We start from the raw sequence: 24,313 nt of genomic DNA, 5'->3' as shown, positions 1-24,313 counted from the left end.
GCGTCGCCGCACGGCGGCGGCCCGTGCTCCGGGTGCTGGTGTTCACCACTGGACCTCCATCATCGCGGTGTTCAGTCCGGAGCCGACGCCCATGAGGAGGACGCGCTCACCCCGCTTCACGTCGTCCTGGATGCTCGCGAGAGTCATCGGCACCGCCTCGGCGGCGATGTTCCCCCAGTCGGGGAAGCTCACCGGGATGCGTTCCATCCCCACTCCGGTGATCTTGGAGAAGTTGCGGGTGTAGACCATAGACACCTGGTGCGGGATCACGTGGTCGATGCTCTTGAAGTCGAGACCGGCCTCGTTGGCGCCCTTCCAGGTGTCCAGGATCAGCTGGATCCCGTTCTCGAGCAGCCCGGCGGAGTCGGTGCGCATGTCCTGCATGTCCGCGACGCACAGCTCATGGTGCTCGGTGCCGGCGCGGGACTGGGTGTGCTTGAGCCGGTGGCCCTCGGGGTGGAGATCCGCCGGGCCGATGACGGCGGCGGCGGCTCCCGACCCCAGGGTCAGGGACGCGAACTGGTTGTTGAAGTCCGCCCGGGTGGAGGTCTTGGAGTTGAGGCGGTCGATCGTGCCGCGCTGGACCTGCTCGACATCCTCCGCCCCGACGATCAGGGCGTACTGGATCTGCCCGGCGTCGATCATGCCGGCGGCCATCGTCATCGCATTGACGAAGCCCAGGCAGGCATTGGTGATGTCGAAGTTCATGCAGCTGGACGGCATCCCGAGCGAGTGATGGATACCGGTGGAGACCGCGGGCTCCAGATGCTGGCGGGAGACCGAGGCGTTGATCAGCAGCCCGACCTGGTCGCGCATGATCCCGGCCTTGGCCATGGCGCGCTCGGCGGCGAGCACGACGCCCTGCTTCCAGCCGTTCTGCGGATCACGCCACCAGCGGCGCTCGTAGACCCCTGCCACCCGCTGCAGCACGCCCTTGGGCAGGCGCAGTCGCTTGCGGGCGGGAGCGAGCATCTCGTCGATCTCGTCGGAGGTCACCGTGACCTGCGGAAGAGTCATCTCGACCGAGAGCAGGCTCGCGTTCCTGTGGACGAATGCTGTGTTCCCGTTCCCCATCTGCGTGCGATACCTCGTTCGTCTCGTGCATTTCGTGGTGGGCATGGCCGCCGGACGGACGCCGACCCTGATCGGCGCGCCCCGAGGGGCGTCGAGAACCGGGTCGAGCACATGCGACGGCCAGTCTCCCACCGACACCTGTGGGCTGTCTGCCGAGGTGGCGGATGCCACGTCCGGTCAGCCCTCCGGCAGGTCCCCGGGATCGAGGGCGTCCGGGAGGTGGTGACCCAGATGATGGCGGGCGAAGAGCAGGCACTGGCGCAGGATCTGCTCGCGATGCTCGGCGTCGCCGCTGGTGCTGACCTCCAGGAGCACGGAGCCCTCCCAGCCGCGGTTGGCCAGGCGCCGCAGCACCTCGGCGCAGGGCTGGTTGCCCTCCCCCGGCGGCAGGTGCTCGTCCTTCGTCGTACGGCCGGAGCCGTCCGCCAGGTGCAGGTGGGTGAGCCGGTCGCCGAGGCGGTCGATCATCTCCAGGGCGTCGTCCCCCGCCGTCGCGGCGTGGGAGAGATCGACGGTGACGTGGGCGTAGTCCTCATCGGTCGGGTCGTGATCGGGAAGATAGTTGAGCAGCTCGCGTACACCGAGCCGCCACGGGTACATGTTCTCCACCGCGATCGCGACCCCGTGCTTCTCCTCCAGGGCGGCGACCCCGGTGACGAACTCCCGGGCGTACTTCCCCTGCCACCGGAACGGAGGGTGCGCGACGACCGTCGGCACCCCGAGCTCCTTGGCGATCTCGACGGTGCGCTCGATCTTGACCCAGGCATCACGGCCCCAGAGCCCCTGCAGGAAGAACAGCGTCGGCGCATGGAGGGAGAGGATCGGCAGGCCGTAGCGCTGGGAGTACTCGCGCAGGATCTTCGGGTCCTGGCTGTCCTTGGGATAGGACACCATCACCTCGACCCCGTCGTAGCCGATCTCGGCGGCGAGGCGGAAGCACTCCTCGACGCCCGCGGGGAACACCGAGGAGGTCGACAGCCCCACCGGGATCCGACGCTGCGGGTCCTGGTCGCTGCGAGGATCCCCGGCGGAGAGCCGCTTGAACAGGGACTCGCGATGGGAGTGCTGGGCGCTGTTGGGACGGGTCAGGGGCTTGCGGGCCCCCTCACGTGGCGCGCTCGCCGATGGATGATCACGGCGTGGGTTCACAGCAGCTCCTCAACGTTGGGTACGGCGCTGTCAGTATGCAACAGCACCCGACCTAGACTCCTCGCCATGCCTGTCCGCGACCTCACGTCCGATGACCATGTCTCCTATCGGAGGCTCTCCTCCGGCGCCTTCGGCGGGCCGCCGCCCGATCCGGAGCCGCGTCCCTTCACCCCCGGCGAGATCCCGATCGGTGTCGACTCCTCCGCCCTGCCGGGAGGCGCCGACGGCGTGATCGCCGCCGGCGCGAGGATCCGACGCGACCGCATCACGTGGGGCGAGGGCGCGAAGATCGCCTGCGGCGGCATCGGGGGCCTGGCCGTGCACCCCGCGCATCGCGGCGGCGGACTCTTCCGCGAGCTGATCATGGCGATCCTCGCCCGCTGCGACGCGGAGGGGATGCCGGTCTCGATGCTCTATCCCTCGAACCCGTCCATCTACCGCCGCTTCGGCTACCAGGTGGTCGCCTCGCTGCACAGCATCATCGTCCCGCTGCTGGACCTGCAGCAGCTGCCTCGGGTCCCGGGCAGGCGCCTGGTCCCGGTCACCGAGGAGACCATGCCGCGTGTGCACGCTCTGTACCGGGAGCTCACGGCCGGCGACAACGCGATGCTGCTGCGCGAGGGACCGCTGTTCCCCGAGGGTCTGCCGAGCGACGGCTGGTCGGCGCTGCTGCTCGAGGACGACACCGGCACGGATCACGGATACGTCTCCTGGAACCGGGTCCCCTCCTCCGAGCGGGGGTACGGGCTGCAGGTCCACGAGCTCCTGGGCCGCACCCGGGAGGACCGGATCGCCCTGCTGGGTTCCCTCGCCTCCTGGTCGACGGTCCTCGAACAGGTCTGCCTGCGCCTGCGCACGGACGATCCCGTGCTCGACGTGCTGCCCGGGGCCGGCTCCCGACCGACCCCGGATCCGATCCCGCTGCTCATGATGCGCGTGATCGATACGGCGGCGGCCCTCGAGGCCCGCCGCGCCCCGGCCGGGCTCGCCGGGTCCTTCCGGCTCGTGGTCGAGGACGCCACCGTCCCGGCCGGCATCTGCCGTGCGGGGGGCGCGTGGGTCGTCACGGCCGCCGACGGGACGATCTCCGCGGAGCCCACGGAGGACGCCGGCACGGCCGACGGCGGAACCGTCCGCCTCAGCATCCACGCCGCGTCGCTCCTGCTGGTGGGCGGCCGGACCATCGCCGACGCCCGCCGACTGGGACTGGAGGTCGAGGCCGACGCCGAGGCCGGGCGTCTCCTGGACGCCCTCCTCGCCGGGCCCCGGCCCAGCGTGCTGGACGCCTTCTGAGCAGGGCGCCCCGCCCCGGCCCGCATCCGTCGGCCCGTACGCTGGGCACCCTGCCCCACCCCCCTCACCACCCCGGAGCACTCACGCATGGCCAAGCTGCATTTCAAGTACGGAGCGATGAACTCCGGGAAGTCCGACACCCTCATCAAGACGGCGTACAACTACGACGAGCGGGGCCTGGCCACCCTCACGGTGAAGCCGGCGCTGGACACCAAGGGCGAGAACTGGGTCGTCGCCCGGGGCGGCGCCAGACGGCAGGTGGACGTGCTCGCCCATCCCGGTGAGGATCTCCGTGAGCGGGTGGCGGCCATGGCCGACGAGCGGGGCCTGCGGCCGTTGCACTGCGTGCTGGTGGACGAGGCGCAGTTCCTCGAGCCCGTCCAGATCGACCATCTCTTCCGCATCGCCAAGCTCGATGGCATCTCCGTGATCTGCTACGGGCTGCGCACCGACTTCCGCACGGCCATGTTCCCCGGCGCGACGCGCCTGTTCGAGCTCGCCGACAACGTCGAGAAGCTGCCGACGATGTGCCGCTGCGGATCCCAGGCGGAGTTCAACTGCCGCAACATCGAGGGACGCTTCGTCTTCGAGGGCGAGCAGGTCGCGATCGACGGAACCGACGTCACCTACGTCTCCCTGTGCGGTCCCTGCTTCCTCCAGGAGCAGGACGCCGCCGGAGTCGCCGTGCTCGGCTGACGCCCTCCTGCTCCGACAGCAGCACGACGAGACGCGCCGCGGCTCCCGGATCGGGAACCGCGGCGCGTCTCGTCGTCGGCGACTCAGGAGCTGAGCGGGCGGTCGTCGCCGACCTCGGCATCGCCGCCACCGCTCGTGGACTCCGCGTCCAAGTCGTCCTGCTGCCCACTGCTGAGCCGCTCCTTGGCGGACGCCGCGGCCCCCGAGGCCGAGGCGGCAGCACCTGACGCGGCACCCTTGGCCGCAGAAGCGACCTCCGGAGCCTTGTCCTTCACGGTGGTCGCGGTGTCCTGCGCGACACGACCCGCGGTCTCCTTGGCCTGCGTGGCGCGACGCTGGACCTCAGGATCATCGGCGACCTGCCGTGCCGTGCGCTCGAGGGACTCGTACGGGCCGCGACCCGCACGGGAACCGACCACGAATCCGACCGCGAGACCGGCCAGGAAAATGAACTTCTTCATCACTGCCTCCTTCAGAACGTCGGTGTCGTGCCCGCATCGTGTCACAGCCCGGTCACGAACGTCCTGCGGATCCTACCGACTGGTTCAGCACAGCGCGCCCGACGAGGGGCGTCCAGGCAGATCCCGCGTCGTCCCGGAATGGTCCCATCCCGGTTACACAACCTCCACGAATCGGAGCACCGGTGAGCCTCCGCGGCGGTGCGGAGGATCTACCATCACAGGAGGGCGATGAAGCCCTGCGCCGACTGTTTCCGCCGTCCTGCACGGCGACCGAGGAGAAGACACGTTGTCCACGTCGCAGTTCCCGCTCGATGAGCGCATGACCACCACGCTGACCATCGAGGACGTCGCCGCACAGGTGCGCGCCTGGGTCGATGCCGCCGCCACCCGCTCCGTCCCGGGGCCGGCGAAGATGCTGTCGGATCTCCTGCGCGATCCGCAGGGTCTGAACTTCACCCTCGCCTTCGTGGATCGCGTGATCCGCCCTGAGGACCCGAAGGCCGCGGCCGTCGAGCTGCGTCGTCTCGCGCAGGATCCGCCGGCCTTCCTCCCGCCCGCGCTGCGTCGGGTGGTCTCCCTGGGCGGCGTCGGCTCGCGCATCGCGCCGTCCCTCGTGGTGCCCACCGCCCAGGCGGCGATGCGCCGGATGGTCTCCCACCTCATCCTCGACGCCCGCAGCGGCCCGCTCTCCACGGCCATCACCCGGCTCACCGCCGATGGCACCGCGCTCAACATCAACCTGCTCGGCGAGGCCGTCCTCGGCGCTCAGGAGGCGACCCGTCGGCTGCAGGGCGTGCGCGAGCTCGTCGCCCGGCACGACGTCGACTACGCCTCGATCAAGGTCTCCTCGATCGTGGATCATCTGCCGCTGTGGGCGGCCGCGCAGACCGTCGACCACATCGTCGAGACGCTGCTCCCGCTGTACCTCGAGGCGGCTCACGGGGACCATCCCACGTTCCTGAACATGGACATGGAGGAGTTCCGCGACCTCGAGCTGACCCTGCAGGTCTTCGAGAAGCTCCTGGACCGTCCCGAGCTCTCCCGGATGCCTGCCGGCATCGTGCTCCAGGCCTACCTCCCCGACGCCCCGTCGGCGATGGCTCGGCTGCGACGCTTCGCCGAGCGCCGGGTGGCCGACGGCGGCGCTCCGATCAAGGTGCGCCTGGTCAAGGGCGCGAACCTCGCGATGGAGAAGGTCGACGCCTCCGTGCACGGCTGGATGCAGGCGCCGCTGCTCAGCAAGGAGGAGACCGACGCCCAGTACAAGCGGGTGCTCCTGGACGCCCTCCATCCCGAGCAGCTCGCCGCCGTGCATCTCGGGGTGGCCGGCCACAACCTGTTCGACGTCGCCTTCGCGCATCTGCTCATGGGAGAGCGCGGGATCCCTGCGGGGGCCGGCAGCGGCGTCGAGTTCGAGATGCTCGCCGGGATGGCTCCCGGTCAGCAGGCCGTGGTCCGGGAGGCGACCGGCACCATGCGCCTGTACGTGCCCGTCGTCCACCCGCAGCACTTCGACGTCGCCGTGTCCTACCTCGTGCGTCGCCTCGAGGAGAACGCCTCCTCGGAGAACTTCCTCTCGGCGGCCTTCGAGCTCGACACCCAGGCGGACCTGTTCGAGCGGGAGCAGCAGCGGTTCGCCAGGGCGCTGGACCGCGCCCTCCGGGAATCCTCGCTGCCCACCCATCGCGATCAGGACCGCTCCACCGAGACGCAGGGCGCCCTCGCCCAGCTGGGGAGCTCAGCCCTGCCCTCCGTTCCCGGCGCCTTCCGCAACACCCCGGACACCGACCTCTCGACTCCCGCGAACCAGGAATGGGCCGAGCAGATCACGCATCGCATCCGCAGCTCCTCGCTCGGGGAGGACGAGGCGCGTGCGGCGCGGATCGAGACGGTGGAGGGGGTCCGCAGCACGATCACGCGGGCGCTCGCCGCGGGGCAGGGGTGGGCCGCCCTCGACGTGGAGAAGCGCGCCCTGATCCTGCGCCGCGTCGCCGGCACGCTCTCCGCGCATCGCGGCGACCTGCTCGAAGTGATGGCCTCGGAGACCGGCAAGACCCTCGAGCAGGGAGACCCCGAGGTCAGCGAGGCGATCGACTTCGCCCTCTACTACGCGGAGCAGGCGGAGCGGCTCGCCGCCCTGAAGGACGTCACCTTCTCCCCGCGACCGCTCACGCTGGTCACCCCGCCGTGGAACTTCCCGGTCGCGATCCCCACCGGAGGCGCCCTCGCCGCCCTCGTCACCGGAAGCGCCGTGATCATGAAGCCGGCGCCCCAGGCCCGCCGCTGCGGAGCCCTCCTGGGCCGTCTCTTCCACGAGGCCGGAGTGCCGCAGGACGTCTTCACGCTCGTCGATGTCCCCGAGGACGAGGTGGGGCGGGCGCTGATCTCCGACCCCCGCATCGACCAGCTCGTCCTCACCGGAGCATCGGACACGGCCGCGCTGTTCGCCTCCTGGCGGCCCGAGCTGCGGATCCTGGCCGAGACCAGCGGCAAGAACTCCATCATCGTCACTCCGCACGCCGATCTCGACCTGGCCGCCCACGATGTCGCCGCGAGCGCCTTCGGTCATGCTGGCCAGAAGTGCTCGGCGGCGTCGTTGGTCATCGCCGTCGGCTCCGTGTCCCAGTCCCGCCGCTTCTCCGCCCAGCTCGCCGACGCCGTGCTCAGCCTGCACGTGGGCGAGCCGACGGATGCGACCGTGCAGATGGGACCGGTCATCGAGCAGCCCGGCGAGAAGCTCGCCTCGGGTCTCACGGAGCTCGGCGACGGCGAATCCTGGCTCGCCCGTCCCCGGCAGCTGGACGACAGCGGCCGCCTCTTCACCCCCGGTGTGCGCACCGGTGTCGAGGAGGGTTCCGCCTTCCACCGCACCGAGTACTTCGGTCCGGTGCTGGGCATCATGCACGCCGGCTCCCTCGAGGAGGCGATGCGCATCCAGAACGGCACCGATTTCGGGCTGACCGCCGGCCTGCACTCCCTGGAGCCTGCCGAGGTCGCCTGGTGGACGGAGCACGTGGAGGCCGGGAACCTGTACGTCAATCGCGGGATCACCGGAGCGATCGTGCAGCGCCAGCCCTTCGGCGGCTGGAAGCGCTCCGCGATCGGTCAGACGGCGAAGGCCGGCGGCCCCAACTACCTGGTGCACCTGATGGACGCCGCCGATGCCGCGCCGCGCGTTCCGGGCCAGGACGAGGCGTGGCTCGAGCGCGCCCGACACTCGGACCGGGAGCACTGGTCCTCCACGTTCGCACCGCGCGATCAGCAGCAGCTGCACGGGGAGATCAACGTGCTGCGGTACCTGCCCCTGCCGGTCCTGGTGCGCGCCGCTCCCGGGACCGCGCCGGCGGAGCTGACCCGCGTGCTGCACGCCGCGGCGACCGTGGGTGCCGACGTGGAGGTCTCGGTCGCCGATGCCGAGCTGGCGGCGGTCGCCACCGCTTCGGGGCTCGAATCCACCCAGGTCCTCGTCGAGGGCGCCGCGGATTTCGCGCTGCGCATCCCGGATCTGGAGCAGGCCCGCGTGCGGCTGATCGGGGAGGTGGACCCTGCCCTGCGGTCCGCCATCGCGGAGCACATCACGGTCGCCCTGTTCACCGGTGCCGTCGTGGTCTCCGCACGGGTCGAAATGCTGACCTTCCTGCACGAGCAGGCGATCAGCGCGACGAACCACCGCTACGGCAACCCGCTGCCCGAACCCTTGGACCTCACCGGCGGCCGAGGGTGGTTGCGCGGCGACGCCTGAGACACGTCCGGAGCCTGCCGGGCGCACCTGGGGGACGACAGCAGCACGAGGTCGTACTCTGCTCCCGTCATTCTTGAGTACCAGCTCGAAGGAGCTCCATGCCCGACGGCGACCCGGCATCCCCGCACCCCGAGACCCCGGGCGATGCCTCGACCTCGGGGGCCCGCACGACGACGTCCCGTACGACGGCGGCCCGTCCGCCCCGGGACCCGTTCCTCGACAATGCGCGCGGCATCCTGATCACCCTGGTGGTCGTCGGGCATACGATCGAGAGCTTCTTCCAGTCCTCCGAGATGCTCCCGGACACCATCTACACCTGGATCTATTCGTTCCACATGGCGGGCTTCGTCATGATCTCGGGGTTCCTCTCCCGCTCGTACCGCAATGAGCCCCGACAGGTGCGCCGTCTGCTCACCTCGATGGTCGTGCCGTATGTGATCTTCCAGCTGATCCACGAGTTCGCCAAGATGGTCCTGCTCGGCGACCAGTACCACCTCCAGCTCTTCCTGCCGGCCTGGACGCTGTGGTTCCTGCTGGCACTGATGCTGTGGCGTCTGGCGACCCCTGTGCTGCGCCAGCTGCGCCACCCGTTGGTGTTCGCCGTCGCGATCGCCGTGATCTCCCCGCTCGATCCGGGACTCGACTCGACCCTCACCGTGGGCCGGCTGGTGAGCATGCTGCCGTTCTTCGTGGTCGGCCTCGTGTGCACGCCGCAGATGCTCGAGCGGCTCAAGGCCTTCCGCCACCGCTGGCTGGGAGCGCTCGTGCTGCTGGGGGCCCTCGTCTGCACCGTTCTGATGCGGGAGGACTTCAGCACGTCGATCTTCTTCCTCCGCGAGGCGTACGACGAGGACAACGGGCTGCTCATCGGCATGGTCCTGCGCCTCGCCGTCCTCGCAGTCGGGGTGATCGGCGCCCTCGCCCTGCTGATCGTGACGCCGCGGCGCCGCTCACCGCTGACGACGCTGGGTGAACGCTCGCTGACCGTGTATCTGCTGCATCCTCTCGTCCTGGTCTCGTTCCGGTACGCCGACGAGGTGCCGGACATCACCTCGACCTGGTGGGGAACCCTCGGCCTGGTCGTCGCAGCGCTGCTCCTCACGGCGATCCTGGGCTCGGGGATCGTGGGCCGGCTGACGCGCTGGGTGACGGATCCACCCATCGGGCACCTGCTGGTGAAGCCCGAGGAGAAGCCGGAGGAGAAGCCGGACGCCTCGTCGCGCCCGACGACTGCCAGGTCCTGACCCGAGGGGCGCTCTGCCGTGGCCCGTTCCAGACTCTCGACCAAACGCTGTGCGACAGGTCACGCCCGCGGCTAGCGTAGGGCGGGACCGATCCCGCTCCGACCGCACAGAGGTGCCTCGTCATGCCCATCCCGTCCGCGCCGTCACGGCGCACCGTCCTCGCTGCCACCGCGCTCGGAGGCGGGGCGCTGAGCGCTGCGCCTGCTCTGGCCGCACCTGCCCTGGCCGCGCCCGCCCTCCCCGCACCGACCGAGAGGACCGATCCTGCCGTGACCGAGATGGACCCCGAGGGCGGCAAGGCCCCGTCGCCGCGCGAGACCTCCCAGCGCGCGGTCGACGCGACCCGCGCCCTGCTCACGAACTTCCCGGCCGAGACCGATCCGGACATGCTCATCGAACGCTTCCCCCGCCAGGCGGACGACCCGGAGTTCACCTACGTCTGGCCGCTCTCCCAGGCCCGCGCCGCCGTCACCGAGCTGATCACCGCACTGGACGCGGGCGGCCCGTCGGCCGATCTCGGCGATCTCGATCTCGACGCCGCCGACGCGGCGCTGATCCGCGCCCAGGAGCACTACTGGTACCCGCAGGGCGGGACGACCGGTGTGCCGGGATACACCGCCGCCACGGACTCGCAGCAGGGCGCCAACGGCGACTTCTTCTACGACGACAACGACTGGATCGCCCTGCTCGAGATCGAGCAGCACCTGGTCAGCGGCGGCGCCGCCGGGGACCTGGATCGGGCGGTCGAACTCCTGGAGCTGTTCCGCTCCGGGGAGTCGACCGATCCCTCGCTGCCCTCCCCCGGCGGGATCTTCTGGACCCAGGGGGACTGGAACCACTCCCGCAACACGGTCTCGACCTTCCCCTCGGCGAAGGTGGCGCTGCGCATCCATCAGCTCACCGGCGACGAGAGCGCGCTCGAGGACGCCCTGCGCTGGATGGCCTGGGGCCGGGACACCCTGCTCGATCCCGACGTCGGGCTGTTCTGGGACAACATCGATCTCGAGGGGAAGATCGACAGGACCTTCTGGACCTACAACCAGGGGGTCCCGCTGGGCTGCGAGGCTCTCGCTTACGAGCTCACCGGCGATGCGACGCACCGGGACAACGCGCTGGCGCTGGCCCGATCGATCGTCGCCTACTACGACCCCTACACCACGGGGGCGGGATTCGACGAGCAGCCGATCCAGTTCAACGCCATCCTGCTGTCGAACCTCCTGATGGCCGAGTCGATCCTGGGCGCTCGGGTCCAGGGTCGGAAGATCACGCAGGCCTACGCTCAGCGGCTGTGGGAGGACCGGCGCGATCCGGAGACGGACCTGGTCATCGGCTCCCGCGAGACCGACGTCGGCACCCACCTGCTCGACCAGGCCGGCTTCGCCCGCACCCTCGCCCTCGCCGCCACCCCGCGGCGGCAGTGGACGCACCTGAGCTGAGCCAGGGCCGGCCCAGCGGCCCAGCGGCCCAGCAGCCCCAGCGGCCCAGCGGCCCAGCGGTCCAGCGGTCCCAGCGGCTCTAGCAACTCAGCGGCTCCAGCGGCTCCAGCGGCTCCAGTGCGACCTTGGCGCTGTCCTCGATCAGCGGAGGGCGCGCCAAGGACGCACTGGAAGAGCAGAATCTGACGTCCGCCCGAGGTGCGCGGCTGGGTCCTGCCCGGATCCCGCTCACGCCCACCCGGTGCCCGTCGATCATCTCCAAGAGCCGCGTCCCTGTCTGGTCACGTGTACCGCACTCCACGGTCCGCGTCCCCTGCTTGGTCTCGCGTACCGCTCTTCACGGGCCACCGGCCACGGGCCACGGCACACTCCTCACGGGCTCACGGGCTCACGGGCTCACGACGGTCTCCACCCTCCTGCGACGAGGGCGGCGCGAACGCGCGCCACCGCCTTTCGGCAGCCGAAGGACAGATCGTCCGCTGTGGTCCGCACCTCCTGCCATCCTGCCGCTCGACGGCGATCTCCCCGTGAGATGTCTTTGGCCAGCTGCTCGGCCCGGAGATGGTGCGGGCCCTCATGCTCGACGACAACCTTCCACTGCGGCCAGTGCAGGTCGGGCTCGCCCAGATCGCATGGCCCCTCGTCCGCCTCCACCGGCCCCGAGATGCGCACGTTGGCCAGCGGCTCCGGCAGGCCAGCAGCGACGAGGGCGAGGCGGAGCCTGGTCTCCGCGGGAGAATCACTGCTGGTTCGGACCTGATCCACCGCCCGACGCAGCTTCCGGGCACCACGGCCCGAGAACCGCTGCGTTGCGTCCGCGAGATCGACGCACGTGGTGTAGGGCTCGGCGCGACCCTCGAACTTCGAGCGCGGCCTCCGCACCAGATGATCGCCGATGGCCACGAGCGCGTCCTGACGCAGTGTCCCGGCCAGATCGAGGTATGTCCGGATCCTCGAGGTGATCCGTACTCCGGAGTCGCTGCCGAGCAGGGTCGGCTCCATCGGGAGGAGGCTCCACCTCAGGAGTGCCGTCTCCCGACGCCGTACGCCGGCAGTCGCCAGATGGATACGGGTGTCCACCCAGTTCCCGCGCGGTCTGAACACGGATCGACCCGACCTATGCCCGGTCGACCTGACAGGCTCGACGACGTCCTCGGACAGGGCGCCGGGCAGCGGGAACTTCCAGAGTCGAGCAGCCGTGAGCCCGGCGGCGAAGACCGCGGGGTCCTGGCGGCAGTACGCGGCGACGATATCCAGCTCGGTGAGCGGGAGGTCACGGCGCGCCCACAGCCCACGGGCCACGGAGCGCAGATCTGACGCCCTCAGCCGAGCGCTGGAGACATCGAGCCCCGTCGCCTCCTCCGTCGTGAAGACGGCGAAGGGCAGATCTGGAGGAAGTGGGCGCGGTCGGCTCGGCATACCGACAGCATCGAACACCTGAACGCGGCTCGTCGGGTTGTGCACACATCGCAGGTCAGCTGAGGACGAACCCTTCCTCCCCAGCTGACGACGCAGGTCCGCGGCGCACAGAGAAACACCGAGGAACACAGAGGAACACAGAGGAACACAGAGGAACACAGAGGAACACAGACACCGTCAGCGCCAACTGTCGACGTGCCCCGGCTGTCGATCGCGAGACGCTGAAGCGCGCCGCCCTCAGCAGAGTCGCACCGCACACTGCAGAGGCGCACCGCCCTCAGTGGAAGCGCGCCGCTCTCAGCAGAGGCGCCAGACCCCCGTGCCCTCGTCGAGTGCGTCCTTGGAGCTGGATAAGCAGTCCTAGGGCAACGCCAAGGACGCACTCGATAGGCATCGCACCAGGAAGTCCTGCGGGGAATCCGTCCCGACGACCGAACGATCGCACGGACACGGATGCGGGTAACTGCGGTCAGGCGGTGCTGGAGGTCAGGCGGTGCTGGAGGTCAAGCGGTGCTGGAGGTCAAGCGGTGCTGGATGTCTGGAGGTGCTGGAGGACGGGCGGTGCTGGAGGGCAGGCGGTGCTGGCCGTGCCGGAGGGCGGGCGGTGCTGGAGGTCAGGAGGTGCTGGCCGTGCCCACCCGGGCGCCCTCGGGGACTTCGCCGCCCTCGTCGCCGAGCACGGCGTCGCCGAACACGGAGACGTCCGCACCGAAGGTCCAGCGGCCCTGCACGTCGAGGCTGGTGGCCTCCTTGAGGGACGGCACACCCTGCGGGAAGCGCGGTTCGAAGTCCTGGATCAGCTTGTAGCAGTCAGGGGCGAGCGACACCGTCGGCACCGACTCGACCTGCTGGACCAGTGCCGCGCGCTCATCGAGCGCATAGACGTCCGACCGCATGAGGAGCAGGTCGCTGGTGGCCTTCACCGGCAGGAAGCGGTCACGTCCCACCACGATGGCGGTCGCCCCGTCGAACACCTCGATCGCCGCGCCCATGGCGGACTCGATCTGGTAGACGGGCGTGCTGGTCTTGTCGGCGGGGTCCACCGTCTTCTCGTTGCGGATGAGCGGAAGACCCATGATGCCGCCCTGCTTCTCGAGCACGGCCGCCATCTGCTCGAGATCGAACCACAGGTTGTTGGTGTGGAAGAACGGGTGGCGGTGCTCGTCGGTGAAGTAGTCCATCTCCTCCGCCGGGGTCTGGGCCGTGTCCCGCAGGATGAGGCGGCCGTCGGACCTGCGCACGGCGAGGTGGCCGCCCTTGCGGTCCGCGGGGGTGCGACGGCACAGCTCTGCCGCGTACGGAGCGCCGGTGGCGGCGAACCAGGAGGCGATCACCGGATTGGGCACGGTGCCGAGGTTGTCCGAGTTGGAGACCGAGGCGTACTTGAAACCGGCGTCCAGCAGCTGCTGGAGCAGGCCGGAGGTCTGCAGGGCGGTGTAGATGTCGCCGTGTCCGGGCGGGCACCACTCGAGCGTCGGGTCCGCCTCCCAGTCCACCGGGGTGAGGTCGTCGACCCGGAGCTTGGGCTCCTTGTTCTGCAGGAAGTCCAGGGGCAGGTCGCCCACGGGCAGGTCCTCGTACTTCGCGAGCACCTCGAGGGTGTCCTCGCGGGTGCGGAAGGAGTTCATGAAGATCAGCGGCAGGCGCGAGCCCGTGCCGCGGCGGGCGGCGAGGACCTGCTCGACGATGAGGTCCAGGAAGGTCTTCCCCTCGCGCACCGGCAGCAGCGACTTGGCACGGTCCAGGCCCATCGAGGTGCCCAGGCCGCCGTTGAGGTTGATGATCGCGAGCTGGTCGAAGACCTGCTTGGCGTGCGCGGGATCGATCGAGACGTCCTCGAGCAGCGGCGGGTCGAGGTAGGGCTCGATGGTGTCCTCGGGGATGGAGCCGGTGACCCCGTCCTCGAGCTGCCCGTAGTAATGGGAGAAGACGTCGATCGCGGTCTGTGCGACCCCCTCGTCGGCCATCTTCTTCTGCGCTGCGGAAAGTCCTTCGGTGCTCATGGGTCCAGGGTATCGGGGCGGGCGGGTGCTCCGCTCCGTTCGCCTCCAGGAGCCTCTCGCCCCGCCTTCGTACGATGGCGCGATGAGCACCTCCCTGCAGCAGCTGCGCGAGCTGGTCCGCGACCACGACATCCGGGCGGTCGTGTCGGATCTCGACGGCGTGCTGCGAATCTTCGACGGGTCGCTGTGGGCCGAGCTCGACGGGATCACCGGGACTCCCGCCGGCACGGCGTACCAGGCTGTGCTCGGTCATCCGTTCCTCGACGAGGTGGTGCGCGGGCGCGGCACCCATCGCCGATGGCGCGAGCACGCCGCCTCCGCACTGGTCGCGGCAGGCAGCAGCCCGCAGGCGGCCGACGCCGCGATCGCCGCCTGGCTCGCCTCCCCCGCCCGCATCGACCAGGGGGTCCTGACGCAGCTCGAATCGCTGCGCGCCGCGGGACTCGGGGTGTTCGTGCTGACCAACGGCACGGACCGGGTGCCCGAGGAGCTCGAGGAGCTGGGGATGACGCCCTTCCTCGGTCCGGGCCGACGCTTCCTGCTGAACACCGCAGATCTCGGCGCGGCCAAGCCCGACCAGGAGGCCTACGCCCGCGCCCATGCCCGGATCGAGCAGGAGCTCGGAACGTCGCTGCGCCCCGACCAGGTCGCCTTCCTCGACGACTCCTCCCGGCATGTGGGCGGGGCTGTCCGCTTCGGATGGCGGGCCGTGCTCCACCACGCCCCGTCCGACCCTGCCTCAGCGGGCACCGCGGACCCGATATCGGAGGACCCGTCGGAGAACCCACCCGCACTCCCCTAGAATCGACTGCTATGAGCACAGTCCTGTCCGCGGTCGCCTGGCCGTACGCCAACGGTCCCCGCCACATCGGCCATGTCGCCGGTTTCGGCGTCCCCTCCGACGTCTTCTCCCGCTACATGCGCATGGCCGGGAACGACGTGCTCATGGTCTCCGGCACCGACGAGCACGGCACCCCGATCCTCGTGGAGGCCGACTCCGAGGGCATCACCGCGCGCGAGCTCGCCGACCGCAACAACCGCCTCATCGTCGAGGACCTCGTCGCGCTCGGGCTGTCCTACGATCTGTTCACCCGCACCACGACGCGCAACCACTACCAGGTGGTGCAGGACATGTTCGTGACCGTGCGGGACAACGGCTACATGGTCGAGAAGCTGACCTCCGGCGCGATCTCCCCGTCGACCGGCCGCACCCTGCCCGATCGCTACATCGAGGGCACCTGTCCGATCTGCGGCGCCGGCGGCGCCCGCGGCGACCAGTGCGACAACTGCGGCAACCAGCTCGACCCCACGGACCTCATCGACCCGATCTCCCGCATCAACGGGGAGACCCCGGAGTTCATCGAGACCTCCCACTGGTTCCTCGACCTCCCGGCCCTGGCCGGCGAGCTGGGCCGCTGGCTCGACGACCGCGAGGCCACGGGCCTGTGGCGCCCGAACGTGATCCGCTTCAGCCAGAACATCCTCGACGACATCAAGCCGCGCGCGATGACCCGAGACATCGACTGGGGCATCCCGGTGCCGGGCTGGGAGGACCAGCCGAACAAGCGCCTGTACGTGTGGTTCGACGCCGTGATCGGCTACCTCTCCGCCTCGATCGAGTGGGCGCGCCGCAGCGGCGACCCCGAGGCGTGGCGCGCCTGGTGGAACGACCCCGAGACGCTCGCCTATTACTTCATGGGCAAGGACAACATCGTCTTCCACTCGCAGATCTGGCCGGCGGAGATGATCGCCCAGAACGGGAAGGGCGACAAGGGCGGCGAGCCCGGGAGGTTCGGCGAGCTGAAGCTCCCCACCGAGGTCGTCTCGAGCGAGTTCCTCACGATGGAGGGCAAGAAGTTCTCCTCGTCGAAGAAGATCGTGATCTACGTGCGCGACATGCTCGAGCGATACCAGCCCGATGCGCTGCGCTACTACATCTCGGCCGCGGGTCCGGAGAACCAGGATGCCGACTTCACCTGGGTCGACTTCGTCTCTCGCACCAACAACGAGCTGGTCGCCGGCTGGGGCAACCTGGTCAACCGCACCGCGGCGATGATCGCCAAGAACGTCGGCGAGATCCCGGCCGCCGGGGAGCTCGAGGAAGTCGACGAGAAGCTCCTGGGCGCGATCCGGCAGGGCTTCGACACCGTCGGCGGTCTCATCGAGGCGCACCGGCAGCGCGCCGCGATCGCCGAGGTCATGCGTCTCGTCGGCGAGGCGAACCGCTACGTCTCCGAGACCGAGCCCTTCAAGATGAAGGCCGACGAGCAGCGGCCCCGCCTGCTCACCGTGCTGCACGTCCTCGCGCAGGCCGTCACCGACCTCAACACGATGATGGCTCCCTTCCTGCCGCACTCGGCCAACGAGGTCGAGAAGGCGCTGGGCGGGGAACGGCTGATCGCCCCGATGCCCTCGATCGTGGAGGTCGACGACCTCGACGGCGGTCCCGGATACCCGATCATCACCGGCGACTACACGGGCGTCCCGGCCTGGGGGCACCACCCGGTGGGCGTCGGCCAGAAGGTCGTGAAGCCCACCGGCATCTTCGTGAAGCTCGATCCGGTCATCGCGGAGCAGGAGCTCGAGCGGCTCGAGGCCACGACCGCGGCCGATCCGCAGGGCTGATCCAGAGGGCTGATCCAGAGGGCTGGTTCGGAGGGCTGATCCCGACGGCTGTCCTTCCCGCCGGATGTGCACGGTCCTCGTCTCTAGATAACACTTCCTCCCCGAAGTGTTACTACACTGGCGGCATGCCCACACATCCGGCGCCGTTGCCCGTTCCCGCCACCACCCGGCGTGCAGGGACCTGGGTCGTGCCCGATGACGGCCTGGTCTCGCGGTCAGCCCGGTCCCGGGGCACCGGACCCTATGAGTCCACGGTGCCCGCGGCGCTGTCCCGTCCCGCCGGGGCGGCCGACCACGACCTCGACCACCGCCTCGATCTCGCCCTGCCCGGGGATCTCGCCGCCGATGTCGCCGACGCGGAGCGTGCCCTGACCACCTTCGGGCTCCACGCCGCCGCCCGACTCGGTGCGGACAACCCCGCCCTCGGCCCGATGAGCAGCATCCTGCTGCGCACGGAGTCGGCCTCCTCCTCGCAGATCGAGGACCTCACGGTCGGGGCGCGGCAGCTCGCCCTCGCGGAGCTCGAGGAATCCCGCAGCGCGAACGCGCGCGCCGTGGTCGCGAACGTGCGCACTATGGAGGCGGCTCTGCGACTCGCCTCGGACCTCGATCTCCAGGCCGTCCTGAGCATGCAGGCAGAGCTGCTCGCCCCGGACCCGACGGCAGGCCGTCTGCGCGAGCAGCTGGTCTGGGTGGGACGCAGCGGGCACAGCCCGCTCGGCGCTGTGCACATCGCCCCGGAGGCGGAGCTGGTGCCTGCCGCGATGGCGGATCTGCTCACCTTCATCGCCCGGGACGACCTCCCGGTGCTGCTCCACGCGGCGATCGCGCACGCCCAGTTCGAGACGATCCATCCCTTCACCGACGGCAACGGCCGTACCGGACGTGCCCTCGTGCACGCGATGCTCACCGGAAAGGGTCTGCTGACGGGCACCACGGCCCCGGTCTCGGCCGGTCTGCTCACGGACCTGCTCGGCTACACCGAAGCCCTCACCGCCTACCGGGAGGGGAACGCCCGACCCGTCGTCGAGCAGTTCGCGCAGGCCGCCCGCTACGCCGCCGTCACCGGGACGCAGCTGGTCGACGATCTCGCCGCGCAGCTGGAGCGGGATCGGGAGCGTCTGGCCGGCGTGCGCCGCCATGCGCTCGCATGGAGGGTGCTGCCCCTGCTGGTGGGACAGCCGATCGTCAATGCGGCGCATCTCCAGCGGAACCTGGGGGTGACCGCGATGACCGCGCAGCGCGCCCTCGCCCAGCTCACGGAGACCGGCGTGCTCACCGAGGCGACCGGGCGCTCACGCAACCGGGTGTGGCAGCACACCGAGATCCTCGGGGTGCTGGACGAGTACGCCGCCCAGGTGCGCCGGCAGGGCTGACCGCCGGACCCTGGAGCGACCGCCCGGTCCGACGCGCTGGTCACGCCGGGTATAGCGTGTCAGCATCCGCGACCGCGACACCGATACCGAACGGGAGGCGTCCTTCCCATGTCCACATCCGAGCAGTCCGCCGGCTCCACGGCGCAGCACGCCCAGCATCTGAACCCCAAGGTCGTCGTCATCAGCGTGGCCGCCGCGATCGGCGGCTTCCTGTTCGGCTTCGACACCTCCGTCATCAACGGCGCCGTCAATGCGCTGTCCGACGAGTTCGCCCTCGGCGCCGGGCTCACCGGCTTCGCGGTCTCCTCGGCGCTGATCGGCTGCGCCGTCGGCGCCTGGTTCGCCGGCAGCCTGTCCAACCGCTTCGGACGCATCCCTGTCATGGTGATCGCCGCGATCCTCTTCTTCATCTCCGCGATCGGCTCCGGCCTCGCCTTCGGGGTGTGGGACCTCATCGTGTGGCGCGTGGTCGGCGGTCTCGGCGTGGGCGCCGCGAGCGTCATCGCTCCGGCCTACATCGCGGAGGTCGCCCCGGCCAGGTACCGCGGCCGTCTGGGCTCCCTCCAGCAGCTCGCGATCGTGCTGGGCATCTTCACCGCGCTGCTCTCCAACTCCCTGCTGGCGAACACCGCCGGTGGTGCGGCCGAGTCCTTCTGGTTCGGGGTCGACGCCTGGCGCTGGATGTTCATGATCGAGGCCATCCCCGCCGCGGTCTACGGGGTCATGGCGCTGTTCCTGCCGGAGTCCCCGCGCTACCTGATCGCGAAGAACGAGCTCGACAAGGCCTCGCGGGTGCTCTACGACTTCACCGGTGAGCTCGACGTCAACCTGAAGATCGAGCAGATCCGTCGCACCCTCGAGCGGGAGGAGAAGGCGAGCCTGCGCGATCTCGTCGGCGGACGCTTCGGGCTGAAGCCCATCGTCTGGATCGGCATCCTGCTCTCGCTGTTCCAGCAGCTCGTGGGCATCAACGTGATCTTCTACTACTCGACGACGCTGTGGCAGTCCGTCGGCTTCGACGAATCCCAGGCCCTGCTCACCAGCACGTTCACCTCGGTGATGAACATCGTCGCCACGATCATCGCGATCCTCCTGGTCGACAGGGTGGGACGCCGCCTCATGCTCCTGGTCGGCTCGGCCGGCATGACCGTCTCCCTCGGACTCATGGCGCTCGCGTTCTCCTTCGGGGAGATCGCCCCGGGGACCGACGCCATCACCCTCCCGGATCCCTGGTCCACGGTCGCGCTGATCAGCGCCAACGCCTTCGTGATGTTCTTCGGGACCACCTGGGGCCCGCTGGTGTGGGTGCTCCTGGGCGAGATGTTCCCCAACCGCATCCGGGCCTCGGCCCTCGCCGTCGCCGCTGCTGCGCAGTGGGCCGCGAACTGGGCGGTCTCCGCCACGTTCCCGTCCCTGTCGACCGTCGGCCTGAGCTTCGCGTACGGCCTGTATGCCCTGTTCGCCCTGCTCAGCCTGCTGTTCGTGTTCCTGAGGGTCCCGGAGACCAAGGACCGCGAGCTCGAGGACATGGAGGACCTGCAGCTGGGACGGACGAAGAAGAAAACGACGAAGTAGACGGCAAACACGACGACAAAGACGACGACGACGTAGACGACGACATAGACGACCCCGACGCGAGCCGGCTCCGCCGACCGACCTCCTGGCGCCTGCACCGACAGTCGCTCCGCACGGACGACGGCCGCCCCTGATCCGAGATCAGGGGCGGCCGTCGCTGTCGGACAGGGCCGTTCGGACGGGGCCGTCCGGACGGGGCGGTCAGGCCTCGAGCAGGCTGCGGGCCGCCTCGGCGATGTGGGCCGCATCGATCCCGGCCCAGTCGAGAAGCTCGGCGGGGGTGCCGGATCCCGGGACGCCGTCCACCGCGAGGTGGCTGAAGCGCAGGTCCGTGATCGGCTCCGCGGCCAGCGCGGCGAGCACCGCGGCTCCGAGTCCGCCCTCGGCGTGGTGGTCCTCGACGACGACGACCCGTCCGCCGGTCGCCTCGACCGCGGCACGGATGCCCTCGGCATCGATCGGCTTGACCGAGTAGGCGTCCACGACCCGCGCCCGGGTGCCCTGCTCCGCGAGAGCGGCGGCCGCCGAGAGCGCCTCGTGGAGGGTGACGCCCGCGCCGATCAGCGTGACGTCGTCATCCGCGGACTCCACCAGCGTCTTGGATCCGCCGACGGGGAACTCCTCCCCTGCCTCGTACAGTCCCGGGTACTCGCCCCGTGTGGTGCGCAGGTAGCTCACCCCGGAGGTCTCCGCCATCTGCTGCACGAGAGCCGCGGTGGAGGTGCCGTCGGAGGGGTAGAGCACCGTGGAGCCCTGGAGGGCGGCGAACATCGCCAGATCCTCCAGGCCCATCTGGGAGGGTCCGTCGGCCCCGATCTCGACGCCCGCATGGGAGCCGACCATCCGCAGGTCGACACGGGAGACGGGGGCCATCCGCAGGAAGTCCGCCGCACGGGTGAGGAAGGCGGCGAAGGAGGAGGCGAAGGCGATGTGGCCGCGGGTGGCGAGCCCGGTGGCGGCGGCCACCATCTGCTGCTCCGCGATGAACATCTCGAAGAATCGATCCGGATGCTTCTCGACGAAGGTGCCTGTCCCCGTGGAGTTGGAGACCTCGCCGTCCAGGGCGACGATGCGGGGATCAGCATCACCGAGCGCGGCGAGTGCGGCGCCGTAGGCCTTCCGCGTCGCGACCTCCTCGCCCTTCTCGAAGGTCGGCATGCTCGCGGTGCCCACCTCGGGCGCCGCGCGCTCGACCTCCGGAGGCTTCGGCCCGCGCACGAGCAGGTGGCGCTCGCCGCCGAGGCCGTCGATGGCCTCGGCGGCCTTGTCCTCGGGCAGCGGCTTGCCGTGCCAGCCCTCGGCGTCCTCGACCTCGGGGTATCCCTTGCCCTTGATGGTCTTCGCGAGGATCACCAGGGGCTTGTCGAGGTCGCCGTCCGTCTCGGCCAGGGCGGCGTCGATCGCGTCGAGGTCGTGCCCGTCGAGCACGATCGCCCGGGCGCCGAACGCCTCGACGCGGCGCTGGTAGGCCTCGAGGTCCCAGCCGAGATCGGTGGGGCCGCGCTGTCCGAGCCGATTGACGTCGACGATCGTGATCAGGTTGGTCAGGCCGTAGAGGGACGCCTTGTCGAGGGCCTCCCACATGGAGCCCTCGGCCATCTCGCTGTCACCGCACAGCACCCACACGCGATACGGGGCCTTCTCGAGATACTTCGCGGACAGGGCGATGCCGACCGCGTCGGGGAGCCCCTGGCCGAGCGAGCCGGTGGCGACGTCCACCCAGGGCAGCACCGGGGTGGGATGGCCCTCGAGCCGCTCGTCGAAGCGGCGGTAGCCGGTCATGAGCTCCTCGTCGGAGACGACGCCGGCGGCCTTGTACACGGCGTACAGGAGCGGGGAGGCGTGTCCCTTGGAGAAGACGAGGTGGTCGTTGCCGGGGGCGTCGGCGTCGTCCCAGTCGTACCGCAGGTGGCGGCTCATCAGCGTGGCGAGCAGGTCCGCGGCGGACATGCTCGAAGTGGGGTGTCCCGAACCGGCGCTCGTGGAGGCGCGGATCGAGTCGACGCGCAGCTGGGCGGCGAGCTCGGGGATCTGCGAGAGATCGAGTCCCTCGTGCTGGGTGGTGGTCATGGACTGCTCCTTCCCGGAGCCCGGGTGCGGAGACGTGACCGCGCCGGGGCGCCGATGTTCATCGTCCTGTGTGGTCATCACCTTAGGAGCGTGCCCGGAGGACGACAAGGGTGCTGACGACCGCTCGGTCCAGAAGTGCGGTGGTCAGTCGCTCTCGGCGCTCCGGAGCCCACCGAGGTCGTGGACCCGCATCGTCACGGCGTGCTCGGTCCCGGCGGCCTCGCCGCCGTCGCGGAGGATCTGGGGGATGAACCCTTCGGGCACCGGGTGCCCGGTCACGTGCGCGAGATACGCGGCATGGGCGCGCAGCGAGTCCACCGACGCCTGCACCTGCTCGGGCCCGACCGCCTTGGCGTGGGTCGGGGCGGGATGGCCGACGACGAGCAGGGCGCGGGCGCTCCATGGCTCCAGTCCCTCCTGCTCACGCAGCTCACGGAACACCCAGGGATTGGCGGCGTCGCGGGCGCCGTCGGCGGCGCTGAGGCCGGCGGCGCGATGATCGGCCTGGTTCAGCGATCCGTAGGCCTCGAGGTCGAAGTTCGTGGTGAGCACGAGATCCGGGCGCACCTGGCGGATCACGCGGGCGATGTCGCGGCGCAGGCCGAGGGTCGCCTCGAGCATGCCGTCGGGATGCTCGAGTATCCGCAGATCCTCCACGCCGACCACGTCGCAGGCGCCGCGCTGCTCCGTCGCGCGCAGCGGGGCGACGAGCTCGGGGTCCTCGGCCATCCCCGCTTCGCCGCGGGTGAGCAGCAGGTAGGTCACGGAGATGCCGGCCGCGGTCCAGGCGGCGACGGCGGCGGAGGCGCCGTACTCCATGTCGTCGGGGTGGGCGACCACGCACAGCACCCGACGGATCCCGTGCTCCGGCAGGGGCGGCAGCGGCTGGGCGGCGGTGTCGGTCATCGGGATCCTCCTGGGCTGGTGGCGGGTCCCTGCCCACTCTAGGCAGAGACCGCCGGTTCGCGCTCGAGCGCGGCCAGCAGCGCGGTGACCGCGGCGCGACCGGCACGATTGGCGCCGATCGTCGAGGCGCTGGGGCCGTAGCCCAGCAGGTGGATGCGCGGGTCCGAGACCACGGCGGTGCCGTCCAGGGCGATGCCGCCGGCGGCGTTGTGCAGGCCCAGCGGCCGCAGATGGCGCAGCTCGTGGCGGAACCCGGTGGCCCACAGGATCGTGTCGAGCCCGGTCTCCGTCCCGTCGGCCTCTCGCACCCCGTCGGGGGTGATCCGCACGAACATCGGGCGGCGCTCGAGCAGCCCACGACGCTGCGCGTCCCGCAGCGCGGGGGTCCAGCGCAGGCCGGTGTTCGAGACGACGGAGCCCACCGGAAGCCCCTGCCGCACCCGCTCGATGACCCCGGCGACCGCCTCGCGCCCGTCCTCCTGGGTGAACGGGCCGTCCTCGAGCACGGGCTCCCGCCGCGTGTACCAGAACGTCTCGGCCACGTCGGCGATCTCCTGGAGGAAGCCGAGCGCGCTGATCCCTCCCCCGACGATGCCCACACGCTGACCGGCGAAGTCCGCGGCCCGCACATAGCCCGCGGTGTGCAGCTGCCGGCCGCGGAAGTCGGCGGCACCCGGAGAGGCGGGGAGGAAGGGTCTCGTCCAGGTCCCGGTGGCGTTGAGGATCGCGCGGGTGCGCAGCGGCGGCAGCGGGACGTCATCGGGCCCGAGGGCGTGCACCCGGAGCAGTGCCGTCCCTTCCCGGGCGGCGGTCTCCGGGTCGTCCTCGACCCGGACCACACGCACCGGCCGCTGGACCGGGACCTCGAACCGTCGCTCGAAGTCGGCGAAGTACTCGGGCACCGCACGGTTCGCGGGGTCGGCGGGATCGGCCTCGACCACCGGCATCCCGGGCAGCTCCCGGATCCCGTTGACGGTGGCCATGGTCAGGCTGTCCCAGCGATGCCTCCACGCCCCGCCCGGGCCGCTCCCGGCGTCGAGGATCACGACGCTGCGCTCCCCCGGTGCCGCCAGCGCCGCCGGCCGTACGCCCCGGCGCAGCAGATGATGGGCGGCCGAGAGCCCGGCCTGGCCGGCACCGATCACCACGACGTCCACCACGCCGTCCACGCTGCCTCCAGGGATCCACATGTCCGGTCGAACTCCGAGCACGCCCGGGGTGTTCCCCGACGCGTCGGACATCAC

General features: G+C 70.4%; 17 protein-coding genes. 9 read left to right on the top strand and 8 right to left on the bottom strand.

Features of this window, described 5'->3' with window-relative positions; genetic code table 11:
* Positions 1 to 42 precede the first annotated feature (42 nt).
* Together ACT3T5_RS04210 and ACT3T5_RS04205 are read right to left on the bottom strand one after the other, a co-directional pair.
* Positions 43 to 1,074 (bottom strand): 3-oxoacyl-ACP synthase III, encoded by a 1,032-nt coding sequence (locus ACT3T5_RS04210; protein WP_193117553.1) that lies wholly within the window; start codon positions 1,072 to 1,074, stop codon positions 43 to 45.
* Between the two features lie 177 nt (positions 1,075 to 1,251).
* Complete coding sequence (locus ACT3T5_RS04205) at positions 1,252 to 2,223, bottom strand: sugar phosphate isomerase/epimerase family protein (RefSeq protein WP_443351129.1); 972 nt, start codon at positions 2,221 to 2,223, stop codon at positions 1,252 to 1,254.
* A gap of 66 nt (positions 2,224 to 2,289) precedes the next feature.
* On the opposite strand from ACT3T5_RS04205, the gene ACT3T5_RS04200 reads away from it, so the two are divergent.
* Together ACT3T5_RS04200 and ACT3T5_RS04195 are read left to right on the top strand one after the other, a co-directional pair.
* Entirely contained in the window at positions 2,290 to 3,516 is a 1,227-nt protein-coding gene (locus ACT3T5_RS04200) for a GNAT family N-acetyltransferase (RefSeq protein WP_444593686.1), read from the top strand.
* Between the two features lie 87 nt (positions 3,517 to 3,603).
* Positions 3,604 to 4,212, top strand: coding sequence for a thymidine kinase (locus ACT3T5_RS04195; protein WP_193117550.1), 609 nt, complete (start codon positions 3,604 to 3,606; stop codon positions 4,210 to 4,212).
* 83 nt (positions 4,213 to 4,295) lie between these two features.
* On the opposite strand, the gene ACT3T5_RS04190 is transcribed toward ACT3T5_RS04195, so the two are convergent.
* On the bottom strand, positions 4,296 to 4,673 hold the full coding sequence (locus tag ACT3T5_RS04190) for a hypothetical protein (RefSeq protein ID WP_193117549.1): 378 nt from the start codon (positions 4,671 to 4,673) through the stop codon (positions 4,296 to 4,298).
* Positions 4,674 to 4,959: 286 nt separating this feature from the next.
* Here ACT3T5_RS04190 and ACT3T5_RS04185 point away from each other — a divergent pair, with 286 nt between their 5' ends.
* From ACT3T5_RS04185 to ACT3T5_RS04175, 3 genes are all read left to right on the top strand, one after another.
* Positions 4,960 to 8,415, top strand: a complete 3,456-nt coding sequence (locus tag ACT3T5_RS04185) for a bifunctional proline dehydrogenase/L-glutamate gamma-semialdehyde dehydrogenase (RefSeq protein WP_444593685.1) — start codon at positions 4,960 to 4,962, stop codon at positions 8,413 to 8,415.
* A gap of 98 nt (positions 8,416 to 8,513) precedes the next feature.
* Entirely contained in the window at positions 8,514 to 9,659 is a 1,146-nt protein-coding gene (locus ACT3T5_RS04180) for an acyltransferase family protein (protein ID WP_444593684.1), read from the top strand.
* A gap of 122 nt (positions 9,660 to 9,781) precedes the next feature.
* Complete coding sequence (locus ACT3T5_RS04175) at positions 9,782 to 11,095, top strand: glycoside hydrolase family 76 protein (RefSeq protein ID WP_193117547.1); 1,314 nt, start codon at positions 9,782 to 9,784, stop codon at positions 11,093 to 11,095.
* A gap of 396 nt (positions 11,096 to 11,491) precedes the next feature.
* Here ACT3T5_RS04175 and ACT3T5_RS04170 read toward each other — a convergent pair whose 3' ends face one another.
* Together ACT3T5_RS04170 and ACT3T5_RS04165 are read right to left on the bottom strand one after the other, a co-directional pair.
* Complete coding sequence (locus ACT3T5_RS04170) at positions 11,492 to 12,514, bottom strand: hypothetical protein (RefSeq protein ID WP_443351779.1); 1,023 nt, start codon at positions 12,512 to 12,514, stop codon at positions 11,492 to 11,494.
* Between the two features lie 614 nt (positions 12,515 to 13,128).
* Positions 13,129 to 14,517, bottom strand: a complete 1,389-nt coding sequence (locus ACT3T5_RS04165; RefSeq protein WP_193117545.1) for a UTP--glucose-1-phosphate uridylyltransferase — start codon at positions 14,515 to 14,517, stop codon at positions 13,129 to 13,131.
* An 82-nt stretch (positions 14,518 to 14,599) separates the two neighbouring features.
* Here ACT3T5_RS04165 and ACT3T5_RS04160 point away from each other — a divergent pair, with 82 nt between their 5' ends.
* The 4 genes from ACT3T5_RS04160 (at position 14,600) to ACT3T5_RS04145 (ending at position 20,093) form a co-directional block, all read left to right on the top strand.
* A complete protein-coding gene (locus ACT3T5_RS04160; RefSeq protein WP_444578900.1) occupies positions 14,600 to 15,319 on the top strand; it encodes an HAD family hydrolase in 720 nt (239 codons plus the stop codon).
* A gap of 11 nt (positions 15,320 to 15,330) precedes the next feature.
* Positions 15,331 to 17,142: a methionine--tRNA ligase gene (metG, locus tag ACT3T5_RS04155; protein WP_444578901.1), complete on the top strand. Its 1,812-nt coding sequence runs from the start codon at positions 15,331 to 15,333 to the stop codon at positions 17,140 to 17,142.
* A 125-nt stretch (positions 17,143 to 17,267) separates the two neighbouring features.
* Positions 17,268 to 18,518, top strand: a complete 1,251-nt coding sequence (locus tag ACT3T5_RS04150) for a Fic family protein (protein WP_444578902.1) — start codon at positions 17,268 to 17,270, stop codon at positions 18,516 to 18,518.
* A 108-nt stretch (positions 18,519 to 18,626) separates the two neighbouring features.
* Complete coding sequence (locus ACT3T5_RS04145) at positions 18,627 to 20,093, top strand: sugar porter family MFS transporter (protein ID WP_444593683.1); 1,467 nt, start codon at positions 18,627 to 18,629, stop codon at positions 20,091 to 20,093.
* Positions 20,094 to 20,294: 201 nt separating this feature from the next.
* Here the strand turns inward: ACT3T5_RS04145 and ACT3T5_RS04140 are convergent, their stop codons facing one another.
* From ACT3T5_RS04140 to ACT3T5_RS04130, 3 genes are all read right to left on the bottom strand, one after another.
* Positions 20,295 to 22,163: a transketolase gene (locus tag ACT3T5_RS04140; protein WP_444578904.1), complete on the bottom strand. Its 1,869-nt coding sequence runs from the start codon at positions 22,161 to 22,163 to the stop codon at positions 20,295 to 20,297.
* A gap of 144 nt (positions 22,164 to 22,307) precedes the next feature.
* On the bottom strand, positions 22,308 to 23,069 hold the full coding sequence (locus ACT3T5_RS04135; protein ID WP_444593682.1) for a PIG-L deacetylase family protein: 762 nt from the start codon (positions 23,067 to 23,069) through the stop codon (positions 22,308 to 22,310).
* A gap of 38 nt (positions 23,070 to 23,107) precedes the next feature.
* Complete coding sequence (locus ACT3T5_RS04130; protein ID WP_444593786.1) at positions 23,108 to 24,259, bottom strand: FAD-dependent oxidoreductase; 1,152 nt, start codon at positions 24,257 to 24,259, stop codon at positions 23,108 to 23,110.
* Positions 24,260 to 24,313: the final 54 nt, after the last annotated feature.

This window comes from Brachybacterium sp. AOP3-A1-3 (assembly GCF_052378285.1).
GTDB lineage: Bacteria > Actinomycetota > Actinomycetes > Actinomycetales > Dermabacteraceae > Brachybacterium.
Note: the sequence above shows the minus strand (reverse complement) of the source record. Positions and strands in the feature narration are given on the sequence as shown.